General features: G+C 75.2%; 14 protein-coding genes and 1 pseudogene. 9 read left to right on the forward strand and 6 right to left on the reverse strand.

Features of this window, described 5'->3' with window-relative positions; all coding sequences use genetic code 11:
• Positions 1 to 70 precede the first annotated feature (70 nt).
• The gene (locus tag KPL59_RS26940; RefSeq protein ID WP_226362425.1) at positions 71 to 1,435 is read left to right on the forward strand and encodes an MFS transporter; all 1,365 of its coding nucleotides are present in this window, start codon (positions 71 to 73) and stop codon (positions 1,433 to 1,435) included.
• 30 nt (positions 1,436 to 1,465) lie between these two features.
• Here KPL59_RS26940 and KPL59_RS26945 read toward each other — a convergent pair whose 3' ends face one another.
• Positions 1,466 to 2,371: a LysR family transcriptional regulator gene (locus tag KPL59_RS26945; protein ID WP_226362426.1), complete on the reverse strand. Its 906-nt coding sequence runs from the start codon at positions 2,369 to 2,371 to the stop codon at positions 1,466 to 1,468.
• An 81-nt stretch (positions 2,372 to 2,452) separates the two neighbouring features.
• Here KPL59_RS26945 and KPL59_RS26950 point away from each other — a divergent pair, with 81 nt between their 5' ends.
• Together KPL59_RS26950 and KPL59_RS26955 are read left to right on the forward strand one after the other, a co-directional pair.
• On the forward strand, positions 2,453 to 4,201 hold the full coding sequence (locus tag KPL59_RS26950) for an acyclic terpene utilization AtuA family protein (protein ID WP_226362427.1): 1,749 nt from the start codon (positions 2,453 to 2,455) through the stop codon (positions 4,199 to 4,201).
• A complete protein-coding gene (locus KPL59_RS26955) occupies positions 4,198 to 5,754 on the forward strand; it encodes a CoA transferase (RefSeq protein WP_226362428.1) in 1,557 nt (518 codons plus the stop codon). The genes KPL59_RS26950 and KPL59_RS26955 overlap by 4 nt, the downstream gene beginning before the upstream one ends.
• Here KPL59_RS26955 and KPL59_RS26960 read toward each other — a convergent pair.
• Positions 5,649 to 6,644 carry a DUF368 domain-containing protein gene (locus tag KPL59_RS26960; RefSeq protein WP_226362429.1) on the reverse strand — a complete coding sequence of 332 codons (996 nt, stop codon included), beginning with the start codon at positions 6,642 to 6,644 and terminating at the stop codon, positions 5,649 to 5,651. The genes KPL59_RS26955 and KPL59_RS26960 overlap by 106 nt on opposite strands.
• A 138-nt stretch (positions 6,645 to 6,782) precedes the next feature.
• On the opposite strand from KPL59_RS26960, the gene KPL59_RS26965 reads away from it, so the two are divergent.
• The 4 genes and pseudogenes from KPL59_RS26965 (at position 6,783) to KPL59_RS26980 (ending at position 10,516) form a co-directional block, all read left to right on the forward strand.
• Positions 6,783 to 7,460: a DUF4232 domain-containing protein gene (locus tag KPL59_RS26965; RefSeq protein ID WP_226359287.1), complete on the forward strand. Its 678-nt coding sequence runs from the start codon at positions 6,783 to 6,785 to the stop codon at positions 7,458 to 7,460.
• 92 nt (positions 7,461 to 7,552) lie between these two features.
• A complete protein-coding gene (locus tag KPL59_RS26970) occupies positions 7,553 to 9,256 on the forward strand; it encodes an ABC-ATPase domain-containing protein (RefSeq protein ID WP_226362430.1) in 1,704 nt (567 codons plus the stop codon).
• 98 nt (positions 9,257 to 9,354) lie between these two features.
• Positions 9,355 to 10,038 (forward strand): annotated as a pseudogene (locus KPL59_RS26975) (SDR family oxidoreductase); the annotation flags it as partial.
• A 280-nt stretch (positions 10,039 to 10,318) separates the two neighbouring features.
• Positions 10,319 to 10,516, forward strand: coding sequence for a hypothetical protein (locus KPL59_RS26980; RefSeq protein WP_226359286.1), 198 nt, complete (start codon positions 10,319 to 10,321; stop codon positions 10,514 to 10,516).
• Between the two features lie 4 nt (positions 10,517 to 10,520).
• Here KPL59_RS26980 and KPL59_RS26985 read toward each other — a convergent pair whose 3' ends face one another.
• The 3 genes from KPL59_RS26985 to KPL59_RS26995 all read right to left on the reverse strand — a co-directional run bounded on the left by KPL59_RS26985 (position 10,521) and on the right by KPL59_RS26995 (position 14,038).
• Positions 10,521 to 11,519 (reverse strand): 3-methyladenine DNA glycosylase, encoded by a 999-nt coding sequence (locus KPL59_RS26985; RefSeq protein WP_374111671.1) that lies wholly within the window; start codon positions 11,517 to 11,519, stop codon positions 10,521 to 10,523.
• A gap of 87 nt (positions 11,520 to 11,606) precedes the next feature.
• The gene (locus tag KPL59_RS26990; protein WP_226359285.1) at positions 11,607 to 12,668 is read right to left on the reverse strand and encodes a hemolysin family protein; all 1,062 of its coding nucleotides are present in this window, start codon (positions 12,666 to 12,668) and stop codon (positions 11,607 to 11,609) included.
• Positions 12,665 to 14,038, reverse strand: coding sequence for a hemolysin family protein (locus KPL59_RS26995; RefSeq protein ID WP_226359284.1), 1,374 nt, complete (start codon positions 14,036 to 14,038; stop codon positions 12,665 to 12,667). The genes KPL59_RS26990 and KPL59_RS26995 overlap by 4 nt, the downstream gene beginning before the upstream one ends.
• 337 nt (positions 14,039 to 14,375) lie before the next feature.
• On the opposite strand from KPL59_RS26995, the gene coaA reads away from it, so the two are divergent.
• The gene (coaA, locus tag KPL59_RS27000; RefSeq protein WP_075311794.1) at positions 14,376 to 15,305 is read left to right on the forward strand and encodes a type I pantothenate kinase; all 930 of its coding nucleotides are present in this window, start codon (positions 14,376 to 14,378) and stop codon (positions 15,303 to 15,305) included.
• Here the strand turns inward: coaA and KPL59_RS27005 are convergent.
• Positions 15,277 to 16,392: a M20/M25/M40 family metallo-hydrolase gene (locus KPL59_RS27005; RefSeq protein WP_226362431.1), complete on the reverse strand. Its 1,116-nt coding sequence runs from the start codon at positions 16,390 to 16,392 to the stop codon at positions 15,277 to 15,279. The two genes, coaA and KPL59_RS27005, sit on opposite strands and share 29 nt — an antisense overlap.
• A gap of 97 nt (positions 16,393 to 16,489) precedes the next feature.
• On the opposite strand from KPL59_RS27005, the gene KPL59_RS27010 reads away from it, so the two are divergent.
• Positions 16,490 to 16,969 carry a MarR family winged helix-turn-helix transcriptional regulator gene (locus KPL59_RS27010; RefSeq protein ID WP_063718673.1) on the forward strand — a complete coding sequence of 160 codons (480 nt, stop codon included), beginning with the start codon at positions 16,490 to 16,492 and terminating at the stop codon, positions 16,967 to 16,969.
• The last annotated feature ends 39 nt before the right edge of the window (positions 16,970 to 17,008 follow it).

The following is a 17,008-nucleotide window of genomic DNA, read 5'->3' on the forward strand; positions in this document are numbered from 1 at the left end:
AGCGGCTCGCCGCCCGGGCCGTCGACCGCGTCATCAAGTGCCTGCAACGTCGCACACGCCGGGAGCCACCGTGAGCCAGCAACCGTCCGCCGCCGCGCCGAGCGCGCCGGAGGCGCAGCCGAAACGGGCCGCCCTGGCCGCGTGGGTCGGCAGCGCCCTGGAGTACTACGACTTCTTCATCTACGGCACCGCTGCGGCGCTGGTGTTCAACAAGGTGTTCTTCCCCGACTCGAGCCCGGTGGCCGGCACGCTGCTGTCGCTGGCGACCTTCGGTTTCGGCTACGTCGCCCGCCCGCTCGGCGCGGTGCTGTTCGGACACATCGGCGACCGGTTCGGCCGCAAGAAGGTCCTGGTCTCGACGCTGATGATGATGGGCGTCGCGACGCTGGCGATCGGCTTCCTGCCGACCTACGGCCAGGTCGGCGTGCTCGCGCCGGTGCTGCTGGTGACCTGCCGACTGCTGCAGGGCCTGTCCGCGGGCGGTGAGCAGGCCGGCGCCAACTCGATGACCCTGGAGCACTCGCCCCAGCACAGGCGCGCGTTCTTCACCAGCTTCACCCTGTCCGGCACCCAGGGCGGGCAGATCATCGCGACCGCGGTGTTCCTGCCGATCGCGCTGCTCCCGGAGGAGGCGCTGCTGTCCTGGGGCTGGCGGGTGCCGTTCTGGGCGAGCGTGCTGGTGATGGTCGCCGGTGTGCTGATCCGGCGCACCCTGCACGAGACCCCGGTCTTCGCGACGGAGGTGGCCGACACCGAGGGGTCCCCGCGGGCCGCGGAGCAGCTCCCGATCGCCGCGCTGTTCCGTGACCACTGGCCGAACCTGCTGCGCGTCAGCCTCGCCGCGACCGTCGCCTCGGTCAGCACCCTGATGACGGTCTTCGCGCTGTCCTTCGCGGTGAACACCGTGGGCCTGGAGCGCTCGACGATGCTGTGGGTCGTCGTCAGCGCGAACGTCGTGGCCCTGGCCGCGATCCCGCTGTTCGCCACGCTGTCCGACCGGGTCGGACGCCGCCCGGTGTTCGTCGCGGGCGCACTGGGCAGCGCGGTCCTGCTCGCCGTCTACCTGTGGGCGGTGTCCACCGGCGAGTACCTGTTCGTGTTCGGCGCGGGCATCCTGCTCTCCGGGGTGGTCTACAGCGCGGCCAACGGTGTCTGGCCCTCGTTCTACGGGGAGATGTTCCCGGCCAAGGTCCGCCTGACCGGCATGGCCGTCGGCACCCAGATCGGCTTCGCGTTCGGCGGTTTCGCCCCGACCATCGCCGCCGCGCTGGCCGAGAACAGCGTCACCGGCTGGCTGCCGGTCGCCGTCTTCGGCGGCGTCATCTGTCTGGTCGCGGCGGCGGCGGCCTGGTCGGCCCGGGAGACCGCGCACCAGACCCTCGACGAGATCGAGGCCGGGTTCGGGACCCGAGACCGGGCCCCGGCCCGCGTCTGATCCGACCGCACCGCAGCGGGGCCCGTGGCGTCACGCCACGGGCCCCGTCGGCGTCCCGGCGGCGGCCGCCAGCAGTCCGACGACGTCGCCGGGGTCGGCGGCCCGGTCGGTGCGCCACACCGCGTCGGTGCCCAGGCGCACCTGCGCCCCGGTCACCGGCAGCACGTGCACGGGCTCCCCGACGAACGCCTTGTGCGTCGCCCCCGACCCCAGTCCGACCAGTGTGAACGCCTCCCCGGAGGCGACGACGTGGGTCAGGTCGCCGGGGTTGTGGGTGTCGAGTTCGATTCGCCGGTGCACCCCGTGGCGGGCCAGTAGCTCCCCGGTGGCCCGGTAGACCGACGGGGCGGCGTCGTAGCGGATGGACACGTACGGCAGGTCCGCCAGCTCCTCCAGGGCGACCTCGGTCCGGTCGTCGAAACCCCGCCCGTGCCCGACGGCGACGGCGGCCGGCCGGGTCTCCACCCGTCGTGCGCTCAGCCCGGGGTCGTCGACGGCGCCGTGGACGAAGGCCAGGTCCAGCTCGCGCCGGGCGACCGCGCGGGCCAGCTCCGCAGAGGTGCCGGGGCGGATCCGCACCGCCAGCTCCGGGCGCGCGGCCCGCAGACGCTCCAGGAAGCCGTCGCGGACCGCCGCCGTCACGTCCGGGGCCATCCCCACCACGACGACCGGGTGCCCGTCGGCGGCGGCGAGCGCGCCGGGCAGCGCCTCGACCCGGGCGACGATGTCCCGGGCCCGCGGCAGCAGTGCCCGCCCGGCCGCGGTCAGCGCCATCCCGCGCGCGGACCGGGTGAACAGCGGCGCGCCGAGCTCCCGCTCCAGGTCGCGGACCCGTCGCGACAACGGCGACGCGGCCAGGTGCAGCCGGGCCGCCGCCCGCGTCAGGTTCAGCTCGTCGGCGACGGCGAGGAAGTAGCGCAGATGGAACAGCTCCACGGGGCGTGACCCTAGAGGTCACGCCCAGGTGCGGTCATCGGTCCTGGTCGCGCCCCTGACCGGCGGCCTACCGTGACCGGCATGGCCTCCCGTCCCGTGCGTATCGCGAACGTGTCCGGCTACCTCGGCGACCGGTACACGGCCGTCGACGAGGCGATGGCCGGGGACCCGGTCGACGTCCTGATGGGCGACTACCTCGCCGAGATCACCCTCGCCGCCCTCGCCGCCGCGGCCGGGCGCGGCGGCCCCGGCTACGTCGCCTACGCCCTCGACCAGCTCACCCCGCACCTGCCCGAGATCGCCCGCCGCGGGGTCCGGGTCGTCACCAACGCCGGCGGGTTCGACCCGGCCGGGATGGCGCAGGAGCTGCGCGACCGGATCGCGGCGGCCGGGCTGTCGCTGCGGGTCGCCCACGTCGCCGGGGACGGGGTGTTCGACCGGCTGGCCGACTTCCACGCCGACGGCCACGGGCTCGAGCACCTCGACACCGGGGCCCCGCTCAAGGACTGGGGGTTCGCCCCGATCACCGCGAACGCCTACCTCGGCGGGTTCGGGATCGCCGCCGCGCTGGCCGCCGGCGCCGACGTCGTCGTGACCGGGCGGGTCACCGACGCCTCGCTGACCGCGGGGCCGGCGGCCTGGTGGCACGGCTGGGGCCCCGACGACGTCGACGCGCTGGCCGGGGCGGTGACCGCCGGGCACGTCATCGAGTGCGGCGCGCACGCCACCGGCGGCAACTTCTCCGGTTTCCGCTCGGTGCCCGGCATGCTGCGCCCCGGGTTCCCGATCGCCGAGGGCGCCGCCGACGGCTCCTCGGTGATCACCAAGCACGCCCGCGACGGCGGCACGGTCACCGTCGACACCGTCACCGCGCAGCTGCTCTACGAGATCCAGGGCCCGCGCTACCTGAACCCGGACGTCACCGTGCACCTGGACACCGTGCGGCTGAGCCAGGAGGGACCGGACCGGGTCGCGATCGGTCCGGTCACCGGGTCCCCGCCGCCGCCCACGGCGAAGGTCGCGGTGTTCGCCCCCATCGGCTACGAGATCTCCACGATGCTGTTCTGCACCGCTCCCGACGTCGAGGGCAAGGTGGAGCTGCTGCGCAACCAGCTGCGCGCGGCGCTGGAGGGCCACGTCGACACCCTGGAGGTCACCCCGCTCGGTGTCGCGGCGGTCGACCCGCCGACCCAGTGGGCGGCGACCGTCCCGATCCGGGTGATCGCGACCGCCCGCGAGAAGGAGCCGCTGCTCCGGTTCTCCCCGGCCGTCGGGTCGCTGTACCTGCAGGGCTTCCCCGGGTTCCACCACGACGGGCACGCGCCGCGGGCGTCGCAGCCGTGGCCGCGGATCGAGTACTGGCCGGCGCTGCTGGAGTCCGCGCTGCTCGACCACCACGCCGTCCTCGACGACGGCAGCCGGGTCGAGGTCCCGCGCGCCTCGCGGACCGCGACCCCCGACGAGACCGCACAGCCGGTGCACCCGGAGCCGGACCTGCCCGCGCCGACCGGCCCGCCCGTCGAGCTGGGCGAGTACACCTGGGCGCGGGCCGGGGACAAGGGCGGCAACGCCAACGTGGGCGTCTGGTGCCGCGACCCCGCGCACTGGGACTGGCTGCGTGCCACGCTGACCACCGAGCGGGCGGCCGCGTTGCTCCCCGAGGCCGAGGGCCGCATCGTCCGGCACGAGTTCCCGCACCTGCGCGCGGTGCACCTGGTGCTCGTCGGGCTGCTCGGCTCGGGCGGCTCGGCCAACCTGCGCGTGGACCAGATCGGCAAGTCCGTGGGCGAGTACCTGCGGGCCAAGTACGTGGGAGGACCCACCGCATGACCACCCCCGCCGCTGCCACTGCCGGTGACGCCACTGCCGGTGACGCCACTGCCGGTGACGCCACTGCCGAGCGCATCCTCGCGAACGTCGCGTCCCCCGCGACCGACGACGCCTTCGACCCCGGCGCCGCGCTCGACGGGCTGCTGGGCTGCGTCGGGATGAGCGGCGCCGACGCCGGGGGGCGGGTCGCGTTCGTCGGTGCCGACCCGGTCGTGCCCAGCGCGCTGCGCCTCGGGGGCGGTGCGGCCGTCGCGCTCGCCGCGAAGTCGGTCGGGATGGCCGCGGTGCACCGCGACCGCGGCGGCGACGGTCAGGACGTGACCGTCGACGTCCGGCGCGCCCCGCACCGCCTCTGCCCGTTCTACGACCGCCGCTGGGAGCTGGTGAACGGGTACCCGGCCGCCAGCCCGGCGATCACCTCGCAGGCGCTGGGGTTCTCGTTCCACCGCACCCGCGACGACCGCTGGGTGATGCCGCTCAATCCCTACCCCGCGCTGCGGGCCCGGGCCGAGACCTTCCTCGGGGCCCCGGAGAGCGGCGTCGCCGACGCGATCGCCCGGTGGGACGCCGCCGAGCTGGAGGAGGCCGCGAGCGATGTCGGCATCGTCATGCCGATGGCCCGTACCCCCGGCGAGTGGCTCGCGACCGAGCAGCACGCCGCGCTGGCCGGCACCCCGCCGATCACCCTGCGCCGCATCGGCGACGCGCCGCCCGAGCCGTTCCCGCAGCGCCGCCGCGCCGACCTCCCGCTGGACGGGCTGCGCGCGCTCGGGATGGGCCACGTCATCGCGGGTGCCGGGACCGGGCGGGCGCTGGCCCTGCACGGCGCGGACGTGCTGAACATCTGGCGCCCCACGGAGTTCGAGCACGACAGCACCTACGTCACCGCGAACGTCGGCGTCCGGTCCGCCACGGTGGACCCGCACGCCGCCGACGGCGCCGCGCTGCTGCGCGGGCTGCTCGCCGAGACCGACGTCTTCTACGCCAACCGCCGCCCCGGCTACCTGGCCCGGCTCGGGCTGTCCGCCGAGGAGGCCGCCGCGGTGCGGCCGGGCATCGTGCACGCGACGAACACCCTGCACGGGCCGGTCGGACCGTGGGCGCACCGCGTCGGGTTCGACCAGTCCGCGGGCACCCTGGTCGGGATGATGACCCTGGAGGGCGGCTCGGCCACCGACCCGACGGTGACGCCCCGGCTCTCGCCGATCCTGGTCGTCAACGACTACATCGTGTCCTGGCTGACCGCCGCCGGGATCGCCGCTGCCCTGCGCCGCCGCGCGGTGGAGGGCGGGTCCTGGGCGGTGGAGGTGTCGTTGGCCCGGGCCGCGCTCTGGATGCTGGAGCTCGGGGTGCTCGACCTCGGCTACGCCCGCGAGGTCGCGGGCACCGGGGAGCGGCACGCCTACCCCGCCCCGGAGACGTTCACCGCGCAGACCCCGCTCGGGCACTACCAGGGGGTGACCGACCAGGTCACGATGAGCGCGACGCCGGGGGAGTACCGCACGGTGCTCGTCCCGCGCGGCTCCGGGCGTCCGGAGTGGCTGCCCCGCTGAGGCCGGGGCCCGCCGACCCGCCGCTCGACGGCCATGATCGTCAGGACGAGCGCGGCACCCGCCGCGGCCGGGAGCAGCATCCACCACCAGCCCGGGTCGGGCGCCAGCACACCGCGGGCGTCGTCCTGCCAGGGCCACAGCGCCCGCAGCGCCCCCAGCAGCACGCCGGTCATGATCACCATGAGGGTGCGGCGGTGGTGCTCCAGCAGCCAGGTCAGCGCCGACACGAAGCTCACGAGCCCGACCACGGCGCCGAGCCCGAACACCGCGATGTAGGCCAGGTCCAGGTCGCGCACCGCACGCAGGGTCGGCTCGTAGAGCCCGAACACCAGCAGCAGGAACGAGCCGGAGAACCCCGGCAGCACCAGCGCGCACACCGCGACCGCCGCGGCCAGCCCGACCAGGAGCATCGGCGGGCGGCCGTCCCCGACGACCGGGGGGAGCCCACTGACGGCGAACGTCGCCGCGAACGCGACGACGACCAGCGCCCACTCGCGCAGCCCGCGCAGCCGCCCGGTGATCCGCAGCGGGACCACCACCGACGCGGCGACCATCCCCAGGAACACCGCCCGGGCGCCGACGGGGTGGTCCTCGATCAGCCCCGGGAGGACCTGCGACGCCGCCAGCACCGCCAGCACCATGCCCAGCGCCACGGGCACCAGCAGGCCCCGGTCCAGCCGTCGCAGCTCCTCGCGGGGCGTCACGTCACCGCCCGCCGCGCCCGGCAGCAACGCCCGGGCCGCGCCGACGAGGTGCGCGCCCTGGGCGATCAGGCGTTCGTAGATCCCGACGACCAGCGCCATGGTCCCGCCGCTGACCCCCGGGATGGTCTCGACCACGCCGATCGCGGCCCCACGGGCCAGATGAACAACGGACATACGCGACAACACGGGCCAGGACGGTACCGACCGGGCGACGAACGGTGGCGGACGGGTGAACTCTCGTTCGCATCACCAAGGATCGGGGCAACCGGTTGCGTGCCGATACGTCCGAGGAGACGTACGCACCATGACGATCGGGGGACTGACATGGACGGGTACGTCCTGCACCGCACCGCCCGCTGGGCCGTGACCATCGCCGCCTGCGGGGCGGTGCTGGCCGGCTGCGGGAGCGGCGGCGGCGACTGGCCGACCGCCGCCGGCTCCGGCGGCACCGCCACAACGCCGAGCAACGCCGCACCGACCACGAGCACCCCGGTGTCCGACGCCGGGAACACCGGGGGCGGTGCCGGTGCCGGCGGCGCGCACACCGGAACCGGGGGGACCGAGGCGGGCGGCGACGAGCGCTGCCACACCTCCGAGCTGGCCGGCTCGGTCGCGGCCGACCCGGGCGGCGGAGCCGCGGGCTCGTCGTACGTGACGCTGACGCTGCGCAACCAGAGTGGCCGCACCTGCTACCTGCGCGGCTTCCCGGGCGTGTCCTACGTCGGCGGCGACGACGGCCACCAGATCGGCCCGGCCGCCGCGATGCAGGGTGGGCACGGCGACCCGGTCCGGCTCGCCCCGGGCGGGAGCGCCGGTGCGACACTGCGGGTGGTGAACGTGCGCAACTTCGACGAGGCCGCCTGCCGCCCGACGGCGGTGCGCGGACTGCGCGTCTACCCGCCCGGCGAGACCGACTCGCTGTTCGTCCCGATGGAGGGCACCGGCTGCGCCGCCACCCCGCCCGGGGACCAGCTGGTGATCCAGGCGTTCACCGCTCGCTGATCCGCGTCCGGGCCCGGTCCGCCGCGGACCGGGCCCCGCGGGGCCACGGGCGGTCGCCACGACGTGGAGGAGACGACCCCGCATGACCCCGCATGACCCCGCACGAGCGCTCGGCCACGCCCCGACGACGCGGCGACGTCGCAGCTCTCGGCCACCGGCTCCACGACCTCGACGGAGCGTCCTACCGCTCCTACAAGGACCTCACCGGCGTCTGGACGGGGGAGCACGGCTACGACCTCGAGATCCGGACGGTGCAGGCCGACCCGTTCGCGCCGCCGTCGCGGCTGCGGGTGACCGTGCCCGCCCGGGCCGCCGGGCTGCCGCCCGGCCTGTACGACGGACCCGTGCGGGCGCGTGCCCTCGCCGGGTTCCTGGCCCGCGCCCTGCGCCGCGCCCTGGAGCGCAGCACCGTGCGGATCGACGCGGGTGGCCAGGAGGTGCTCGACCGCAGCGCGGTCCGCATCCGGCCCGACGGGACGGTCGTCGCCGAGGTGTCGGTGCCGTTGCCCGGCCGGGGTCGGCGGATCGACGGCCGGGCAGCGGCCGCGGAGGTCACGGTCGCGCTGCCGCGCGCGGTGCTGGGGGCGCTGCGCTGGGAGACCGCCGACGCCGCCGCCGCCGAGGAGTTCGTGGAGACCGTCGTCGACGCCGGTGCCCTGCGCGACGCGCTGGCCGGTCGCGGCCTGGTCGGGTTCGTCGCCGACGGCGCGGTGCTGCCGCGGGCCTCCGGCGTCGACGACCGGCCGCTGGTGGGCGGGGTGCCGTTCGTCTCCCCGCCGGAGCTGCGCGTGAGCCTGGAGGTCCCGCACCGCGGCACGGTGACCGGCATGGGCGTCCCCGAGGGCGTCACGCTGATCGTCGGCGGCGGCTACCACGGCAAGTCCACGCTGCTGCGTGCGCTGGAGAACGGCGTGTACGACCACGTCCCCGGCGACGGGCGCGAGCTCGTCGTCGCCCGCGCCGACGCGGTGTCGGTGCGCGCCGAGGACGAGCGCTCGGTGCAGCGCGTCGACGTGTCGGCCTTCGTCACCGGCCTCCCGTCCGGGAACCCCACCGACGACTTCTCCACGGAGTCGGCGTCCGGCTCGACCTCGCAGGCCGCCGCCACGGTGGAGGCGCTGGAGGCCGGCGCCGGCGTGCTGCTGATCGACGAGGACACCGCAGCCACCAACGCCATGATCCGCGACGACCGGATGCGCGCGCTGATCCCGGCCGAGCCGCTGGTCCCGTTCGCCGAGCGGGTCCGGCCGCTGCACCGCGGGCACGGGGTGTCCACCGTGCTCGTCATGGGCGGCTCGGGGGAGTACCTCGACCGCGCCGACACCGTGATCCTGCTGCAGGACTACGTCGCCTCCGAGGTCACCGGCCGGGCCCGGGAGATCGCCGGACTGGCCGACGAGGCGACCGACACCGCGTTCCCGGCGTTCGCCCGCCGCGAGTTCGACCCCCGCAGCGTGGACGCCTCGGTGCGCGGGCGGCGCAGGATCACCGCCCGCGGCCGCGGCCGTCTCACCTTCGGCGCCGACGACATCGACCTGTCCGCGCTGGCCCAGCTCGCCGACCCCGGCCAGACCACCGGCGTCGGGTACGCCCTGGCCGCCCTCGACCTGCGTGGGGTCACCCTCGCCGAGGCGTTGGAGCGGCTGGAGGAGGCGCTGCGGCGCGGCGGGACCGACGCGATCACCCGGGGCGCGCCGGTGGACGTCGCGGTGCCGCGACGGCACGAGGTCGCGGCCGCGCTGAACCGGTTGCGACCCGCACGTGTGACGCACCTCCACAGAAACGGTCAGGGCTGACTGTTAGAGTGCCTCCGAGCACGTGCACCGACGCACCGTCACCGGAGGACCCCATGACCGAGACCGCCCAGCGGGACCTGAACGGCCGCACCATCGTCATGTCCGGCGGCAGCCGCGGCATCGGCCTCGCGATCCTGCTCGCCGCCGCCCGCCGCGGCGCGAACGCCGTCATCCTGGCCAAGACCGACCAGCCCGATCCGCGCCTGCCCGGCACCGTGCACACCGCGGTCGCCGAGATCGAGCAGGCCGGGGGCAAGGCCGTCGCCGTCGTCGGGGACGTGCGGGTCGAGGCGGACGTGGAACGCGCCGTCGCCACCGCCGCCGAGACCTTCGGCGGCGTCGACATCGTCGTCAACAACGCCAGCGCCCTGAACATCAGCGGCACCGCCGACGTCACGCCCAAGCGCTACGACCTCATGCAGTCGATAAACTCGCGCGGCACCTACCTGCTGACCCGGACCGCGCTGGACCACCTCAAGGCCTCCGACGACGCGCAGGTCCTCACCCTGTCCCCGCCGATCAACCTCGACCCGAAGTGGCTCGGCGCGTTCCCGCCCTACATGCTCTCCAAGTACGGCATGTCGCTGCTGACCCTGGGCTGGGCGCACGAGTTCGCCGGCGACGGCATCCGGGCCAACTGCCTGTGGCCGCGCACCACCATCGCGACCGCGGCCGTGACGAACCTGCTGGGCGGCGACCAGGTCGCCGGGCGTGCCCGCACCCCCGAGATCATGGCCGACGCGGCCCTGGCGATCCTGACCGATCCGGCGCGCCCCACCGGGCACACCTTCATCGACGACGAGGTGCTCGCCGCGCACGGCGTCACCGACCTCACCCCTACGGCGACTCCGAGCACAACGACATCGACTTCTTCCTCGAGGGCACCGACCCGGCCGACCTGCCGGTGTGAGCCCTGCCGGTGTGATCCCCGCGCGGCTCCCGAGGGTGACCGCTTGACCCCATCGGGTGGCATCGGGAACCGCCGGGAGCCCGCGGGCGACCTCTCCCGACGGCGCGGGCACACCGCCCGCGACACCCGGACCGACGACGAGGAGCACCCGAGTGCGACACATCGCCACCTTCTGCGGCAGCTGCAACTGCGGATGCCCCGAGCTGTTCGTCGACGACGCGGCCGTCCCGGAGAAGCGGATCGTGGTCACCGACGACTTCGGCCAGCGCGTGCAGATGAGCGTCGACCAGTTCGCCGACCTCGTCGCCTCGGCGCGCAACGGCGTGTTGGACGAGCTCGTCGCGGGCTGAGCCGCTACGCGGTCGCGGGGCCGCCGGGAACCGTCCCGGCGGCCCCGTCGTCCGTGCGCGGGCCGTTGAGGGGGCCCTCGGCCGGGTGGTCGGGGCTCCCGGCGAGCCGGCCCGCGAGGTCGGCCAGCGCGTCGCGCAGCGGCGCGGCGCGCTCGCTGAACCCGGCCTGGGCGCGGGCGTACTCGGCGCGTCCGGCGGGTGTCTCGATCCGCACCGGGTCGAACCCGTGGCCGGACAGGTCGTAGGGGGAGGCGCGCATGTCCAGCTCACGGACGTCCGCGGCGAGGGCGAAGCAGTCGGCGACAAGCTCCGACGGTACCGCCGGCGCGAGCTTGTAGGCCCACTTGTAGAGGTCCATCGTCGCGTGCAGGCAGCCCGGCTGCTCCATCTCGACCTGCCGCTCGCGGGTGGGCACGAGCTCGTTGCGCGGGGCCGCGGCGTCGGTGAAGAACCGGTAGGCGTCGTAGTGGGTGCAGCTGATCCGCGCCGACTCGACGACGGCGTCGGTGCCCGCCCGCCCGAGACGCAGCGGCACCGTGTCGCGGTGCCGGGCGTCGTCGGTGCGGTAGACCATCGCCCACTCGTGCAGGCCGAAGCAGCCCAGCCGGGGCGGCCGGGACCGGGTCGCGACCAGCAGCCGGTGCACGAACGTCGCGGTCGTCCGGAGCCGCTGCGGCGCCGCCGCGGGATCGAACAGGACCGTGCCGTCGGGCCGGGTGACGTGGCCGGGGCGGTCGGCGAGCTCCGCGGCGTCGGCGAGCGCGACGCCGGGGCCCGGGTCCCAGCGCTCCAGCTGGGCGGGGCGGTGGGAGTAGTAGGTGAACAGGAAGTCCCACACCGGGTGCGGCTCGCCGCGCCGTCGCCGCTCGCGGTGCGGCCCGGTCCAGGCCGCGACCCGCTCGCGGTGGGCCGCCGCCCGTGCCCGCCAGGTCGCGCCGTCGAGGACGGGCACGGTGGCGCCGGGGGCCGAGACGCGCGGGGTCGGCCCGGACGCGGTCGACACAGGAGAGGTCGACACAGGCGGGGTCGGCCCGGGTGAGGTCGGCACGGACGGGGGCGGCACGGTGTCCGACGGTACGACGCGCGCGGGTCAGGCCGGGGTGCCGGGGGCGTGGGTGGCGTCGCGGACGCTGCCCACGAACGCCTCGGTGAGGTCCTCCATGGTGACCACGCCGACGGTGGTGTCGTGCTCGTCGACGGCGCGGGCCAGGTGTGCCCTGGCGGCCCGCAGCGTGGCGAGCGCCTCGTCGAGGCGGGCCGAGGCCGGGACCGACGGCACGCTGCGGACCCGCTGCGGCGGGATCGTCGCGGACTCGGCGTCGGCGAGATCCAGCACGTCCTTGACGTGCAGGTACCCGGTCAGCCTGCCCTGCGCGCCGCGGATCGGGAACCGTGAGTACCCGGTCCGTTCGACGGCCTCGGTGAGCGCGGAGACCGTCGTCGTCCCGCCGGGGCCGGCGTCGAGGCACACCAGGTCCTCCAGCGCGACGACGACGTCGGAGACGGTCGCCTCCGCCGAGGACAGGGTCCGTTCGATCCGCGAGCTCTCCGAGTCGTCGAGCAGGCCCTCACGGCGCGAGTCGCCCAGCATCTCGGCGAGCTCGCCGGTGGTGAACGCGGTCTCCAGCTCGTCGCGCGGGGTCACCCCGACCAGGCGCAGGGTGGCGTTGGCCATCGCGTTGAACAGGTCGATGAACGGGCGGGTGACCCGGGTCCACACCAGGAACGGGGGGACCAGCAGGATCGCCGCGCGCTCCGGGCCCGCGATCGAGATGTTCTTCGGCACCATCTCGCCGAGCATCATGTGCGCGACGACGACGATCATCAGCGACACCGCGAACGCGACCGGGTAGGCGAACGACTCCGGCACCCCGACCGCCTCGAGCGGCCCGTCGATGAGGTGCGCCACGGCCGGCTCGCCGAGCCGGCCGAGCAGCAGCGACGCGATGGTGATGCCCAGCTGGGAGGCCGCGAGCATCCGGGACAGGTCGTGCGAGGCGTCGAGGACCCGCTGCGCCCCGGCGGACCCGGCGTCGGCCATGGCCTCCAGGCGGTCCTTGCGGCCGGAGATCAGCGCGAACTCCGCGGCGACGAAGAAGGCGTTCACCCCGAGCAGGGCGACGGCGGCGAGCAGTGCGAGCAGGTCGTTCACGCCGGCACCGTCCCGTGCCCGGCGGTGCGGTCGGCGCCGTGGTCCGGGCTGCGGTCGGGGCTGCGCTGCACACGGATCTCGGCGACCCGGTTGCGGTCGCGGCGCAGGACCTCCAGCGTCCACCCGTCGACCTCGACGGTGTCGCCGACGTCGGGGATCCGGCCCAGCCGGGCCACGACCAGCCCGGCGAGGGTCTCGTAACCCCCGGGCGGCATCCGGAACCCGGTCACCTCGTCCACCTCGTCGTCGCGCATCAGGCCGGACAGCGCCCAGACTCCGTCGCCGAGGCGGCGCACCCGGTTCTGCTCGCCGCGGTCGTGCTCGTCGCGGACGTCGCCGAGGATCTCCTCCACCAGGTCCTCCATGGTCACCAGACCGGCGGTGCCGCCGTACTCGTCGACGACGACGGCGGTCTGCAGTCCCGCCGCCCGCAGCCGGGTCATCAGTTCGTCGCCGTCCAGCGACGACGGCACCGTCTCGACCGGCCGGGCCAGGTCCCGCACGGCGGTGTCGGCGCGGCGGGCCGGCGGCACCGAGAACGCCTGCTTGACGTGCACCAGGCCCAGCGGGACGTCCGGGTCGCCGTCGACGACCGGGAACCGGGAGAACCCGGAGCGGCGGGCCAGCGCGACCAGGTCGGTGACGGTGTCGGTGGCGTCGATGGTCTCCACCCGCACCCGCGGGGTCATCAGGTCCTCGGCGACGCGGTCGGTGAAGCGCAGCGAGCGCTCCAGCAGCACCGCGGTGCCCGGGTCGATGCTGCCGCTCTCGGCGCTGGCCCGCACCAGCGAGCTCAGCTCGCCGGGTGAGCGGGCCGAGCGCAGCTCCTCGGCCGGTTCGATGCCGAGCCGGCGCACGATGGCGTTGGCCGCGCTGTTCAGGCCGGTGATGAGCCAGCGGAACGCCGAGGCGAACCCGGCCTGCAGCCACACCACCGAGCGCGCCACCTCCATCGGGTGGGCGATCGCGAGGTTCTTCGGGACCAGCTCGCCGAAGACCATCGACAGCACCGTCGCCAGGACGAGCGACAGCACGGTCGCGGTGCCCGAGGCGATCCCGGCGGGCAGATCGACGGCCTCCAGGACCGGCCGGATCAGCTCGGCGACGGCGGGCTCGGCGATGTAGCCGGTGGCCAGGGTGGTGGCGGTGATCCCGAGCTGGCAGCCCGACAGCTGGAACGACAGCCCGGCGTGCGCCCGCTGCACCGCGCGGGTGCGGCGGTCGTCCCGGCGGGCGACGGCGGCGTCGATGCGGCTGCGTTCGAGCGCGGTGAGGGAGAACTCCGAGGCGACGGACACGGCGGTTCCCAGGGTGAGCGCGGCGACCGCGAGCAGCCCGAGGACGGAGAGCAGGACGGACACGGAGCTCATGGCCTCCATCGGGGAGAAACGGTGCACGACGATACGGCGGCCGCGCCGGGACCGCGCGACGGGAGCTGCGAGTCGGGCAGCTGCGAGTGATGTCACGGCGTCCCGACGGTGATCCCGGCCGTGACCGGGGTCTAGGTTGGTCAGCCATGACCACGGCGACGTCGCCCTCCGCACCGTCCCCCGCGCCACCGGGCTCCCCGGACGGCGGTCGGGTGCCGGTGAGCGGGGCCCCGACCGCAGCGCACCGGTGAGCGCACCGCAGCCGACGCCCCCGTCGGAGCGCGCGTCCCCCGCGGCCGCGACGCACCCGCAGTACGGCGGCCGGCGCAGCTCGGGCCTGGCCCGGGGGAGCGCCTCACCGTTCGTCGACTTCGACCGCCGCTCCTGGTCGCAGCTCGCGTCCTCGACCACGGTGCCGCTGTCGGCCCAGGAGCTCGACCAGCTGCGCAGCTACGGCGACTTCGTCGACCTCGACGAGGTCCGCGAGGTCTACCTGCCGCTGTCGCGGCTGCTGAACCTGCACGTCGAGGAGGGCGGTCGGCTCTACCGGGCCTACCGGCGCTTCCTGGGCTCGGGCGGGGCCCGGACCCCGTTCGTGATCGGGATCGCGGGTTCGGTCGCGGTCGGGAAGTCGACCACCGCGCGGCTGCTGCGCCTGCTGCTCGCCCGCTCCCCGGAGCACCCCGACGTGCAGCTGGTCACCACCGACGGGTTCCTCTACCCCAACGCCGAGCTGCAGGCCCGCGGGCTGATGGAGCGCAAGGGCTTCCCGGAGTCCTACGACCGCCGCAAGCTGCTGCGGTTCGTCTCCGAGATCAAGGGCGGCCGCCCCGAGGTCACCGCCCCGGTCTACTCACACCTGGTCTACGACATCGTCCCCGACGAGCAGCTCGTCGTCCGCAGCCCCGACATCCTCATCGTCGAGGGGCTCAACGTGCTCCAGCCCGCGGTCGCGGGCGCGCTGACCGTGTCGGACTTCATCGACTTCTCCGTCTACGTCGACGCCGCCACCGCCGACGTGCGCCGCTGGTACGTGGAGCGTTTCCTGCGGCTGCGCCAGACCGCGTTCCGGGACCCGCAGTCGTTCTTCCGCCGCTACGCCGAGCTCGACCACGACGCGGCCGTGGCACGGGCCGAGCACATCTGGGCGACGATCAACCAGCCCAACCTGGAACAGAACGTGCTGCCCACCCGCTCGCGGGCCAGCGCGGTGCTGACCAAGGGCCCGAACCACGACGTCACGCGGGTGCGGCTGCGCAAGCTCTGACCAGGGCCGTGGTGAGGGCCTCGGCCGCCTCGCCGACCCGGGCCGCGGAGCAGGTCTCGTCGGTGACGTGGGCCAGCTCGGGGTCGCCGGGCCCGTACACCAGCACCGCCGGGTCCCCGAGCGCGGGGACCAGCACCGACGCGTCGGTGAAGTAGGACGCGAACGCCGCCGGTCCGTCGTGGCCGAGCGCGGTGGCGGCCGCCCTTGCCCGCGGGTCGGCCGGATCGGTGCCGACGGCGGGCAGGTCCAGGCGCACCTCGACGTGCGGGACGCCGCGGTGGGGCGTCCCGGCGAGCGCGGCGCGGGCGACCGCGGCCACCTCGTCGCGGGCCGCGGCGGCGTCGAGGCCGGGTACCAGACGCAGGTCGACCTCCAGCTCGGCGCGGTCGGGCACCAGGTTGGGCTGCAGTCCGGCGTGCAGCGTCCCGGGGTTGGCGGTGGCGGCGCCGTGCGTCGCGCTGACGGGCCAGGTGTGGTCGTGCAGCGCCGCCGCGACCCGCCCGAGCGCGACGAGCGCGTTGTCGCCCAGCTCCGGGCGCGACCCGTGGGCGCTCACCCCGTGCTGCACCAGCCGCAGCCACAGCACGCCCTTGTGGCCGTGCAGCACCCGGTTCGCGGTCGGCTCGGCCACCACCAGCAGCGGCGACGGCTCCAGGCCGGTGAGCAGCCGGGCGCCGTCGCCGCCGGTCTCCTCGCCGAAGGTGAACACCAGCTGCAGCGGGGTCGCCGGGGTGCTGCGCAGTGCCGCGACGACGAGCGCGGCCACCCCGGCCTTCATGTCGGTGCTGCCGCGCCCGCGCAGCCGGCCGTCGACGACGTCACCGGCATGCGGGTCGAACGACCAGCCGGCCGGGTCGGCGGGGACGGTGTCGAGGTGCCCGGTGAGGGTGACGGGTGGGCGGCCGTCGCCGCGGCGGGCCACCAGGTTCGCCCGCGCCGGGTCGGCCGGGTCGGGCTCGGTCCGCACGGTGAATCCGCCGTCGTCGAGCAGGCCGGCGAGGGCGTCGGCGGCCGCGCGCTCGCCGCCGCCCCGGGTGTCGAGGGCGATCGGCGAGCCGGCGAGCGCGACGGGGTCGGGGATCTCCATCCCCGCGACCCTGCCACGACCCTTGCCACGACCCTGCTGCGCCGCCGCCGCCGAGGGCCGATGCCATTGCTCAGCACTTCTTTGGCAGAATGGGGCGATGAGTGAGGGATCGGGCGGCGAGTCCGGTGGCACCGTGGTGACCGGCCGTTTCGAGACGAGCGACGACGAGGTGGCCTCCCGGCTGCGACTGGCGGTGGGACGGCTGAACCGCCGGATCCGCATCGACGGCTCCGAGTCGCTGCCGCCGTTGCAGCTGTCGACCCTGGTTACCGTCGAGCAGCACGGCCCGCTGCGCCTGTCGGAGCTGGCCCGCCGTGAGGGTGTGACCGCACCGACGATGTCGCGGGTGCTCTCCGCGTTGGACGAGCAGGGCATGGTCGAGCGTGCCGCGGACCCGGGAGACGCCCGCGGCGTGCTCGTCTCGGTCTCCGCCGACGGGCTGGCCCGGCTGCGCGAGATCCGCAGCCAGCGCACCGCCCTGGTCGCGCGCCGGCTCGACCGGCTCGACGCCGCTCAGCGCGCCGCGCTGGAGGCCGCGCTGCCCGCGCTGGAGGCCCTGCTCGTCGCCGACGACTGACCGGCCCGCACCCTGGTGCGGCGATCGACCGGAACTGCC

Origin of the sequence: Pseudonocardia sp. ICBG1142, assembly GCF_020496255.1 — a bacterium.
GTDB lineage: Bacteria > Actinomycetota > Actinomycetes > Mycobacteriales > Pseudonocardiaceae > Pseudonocardia.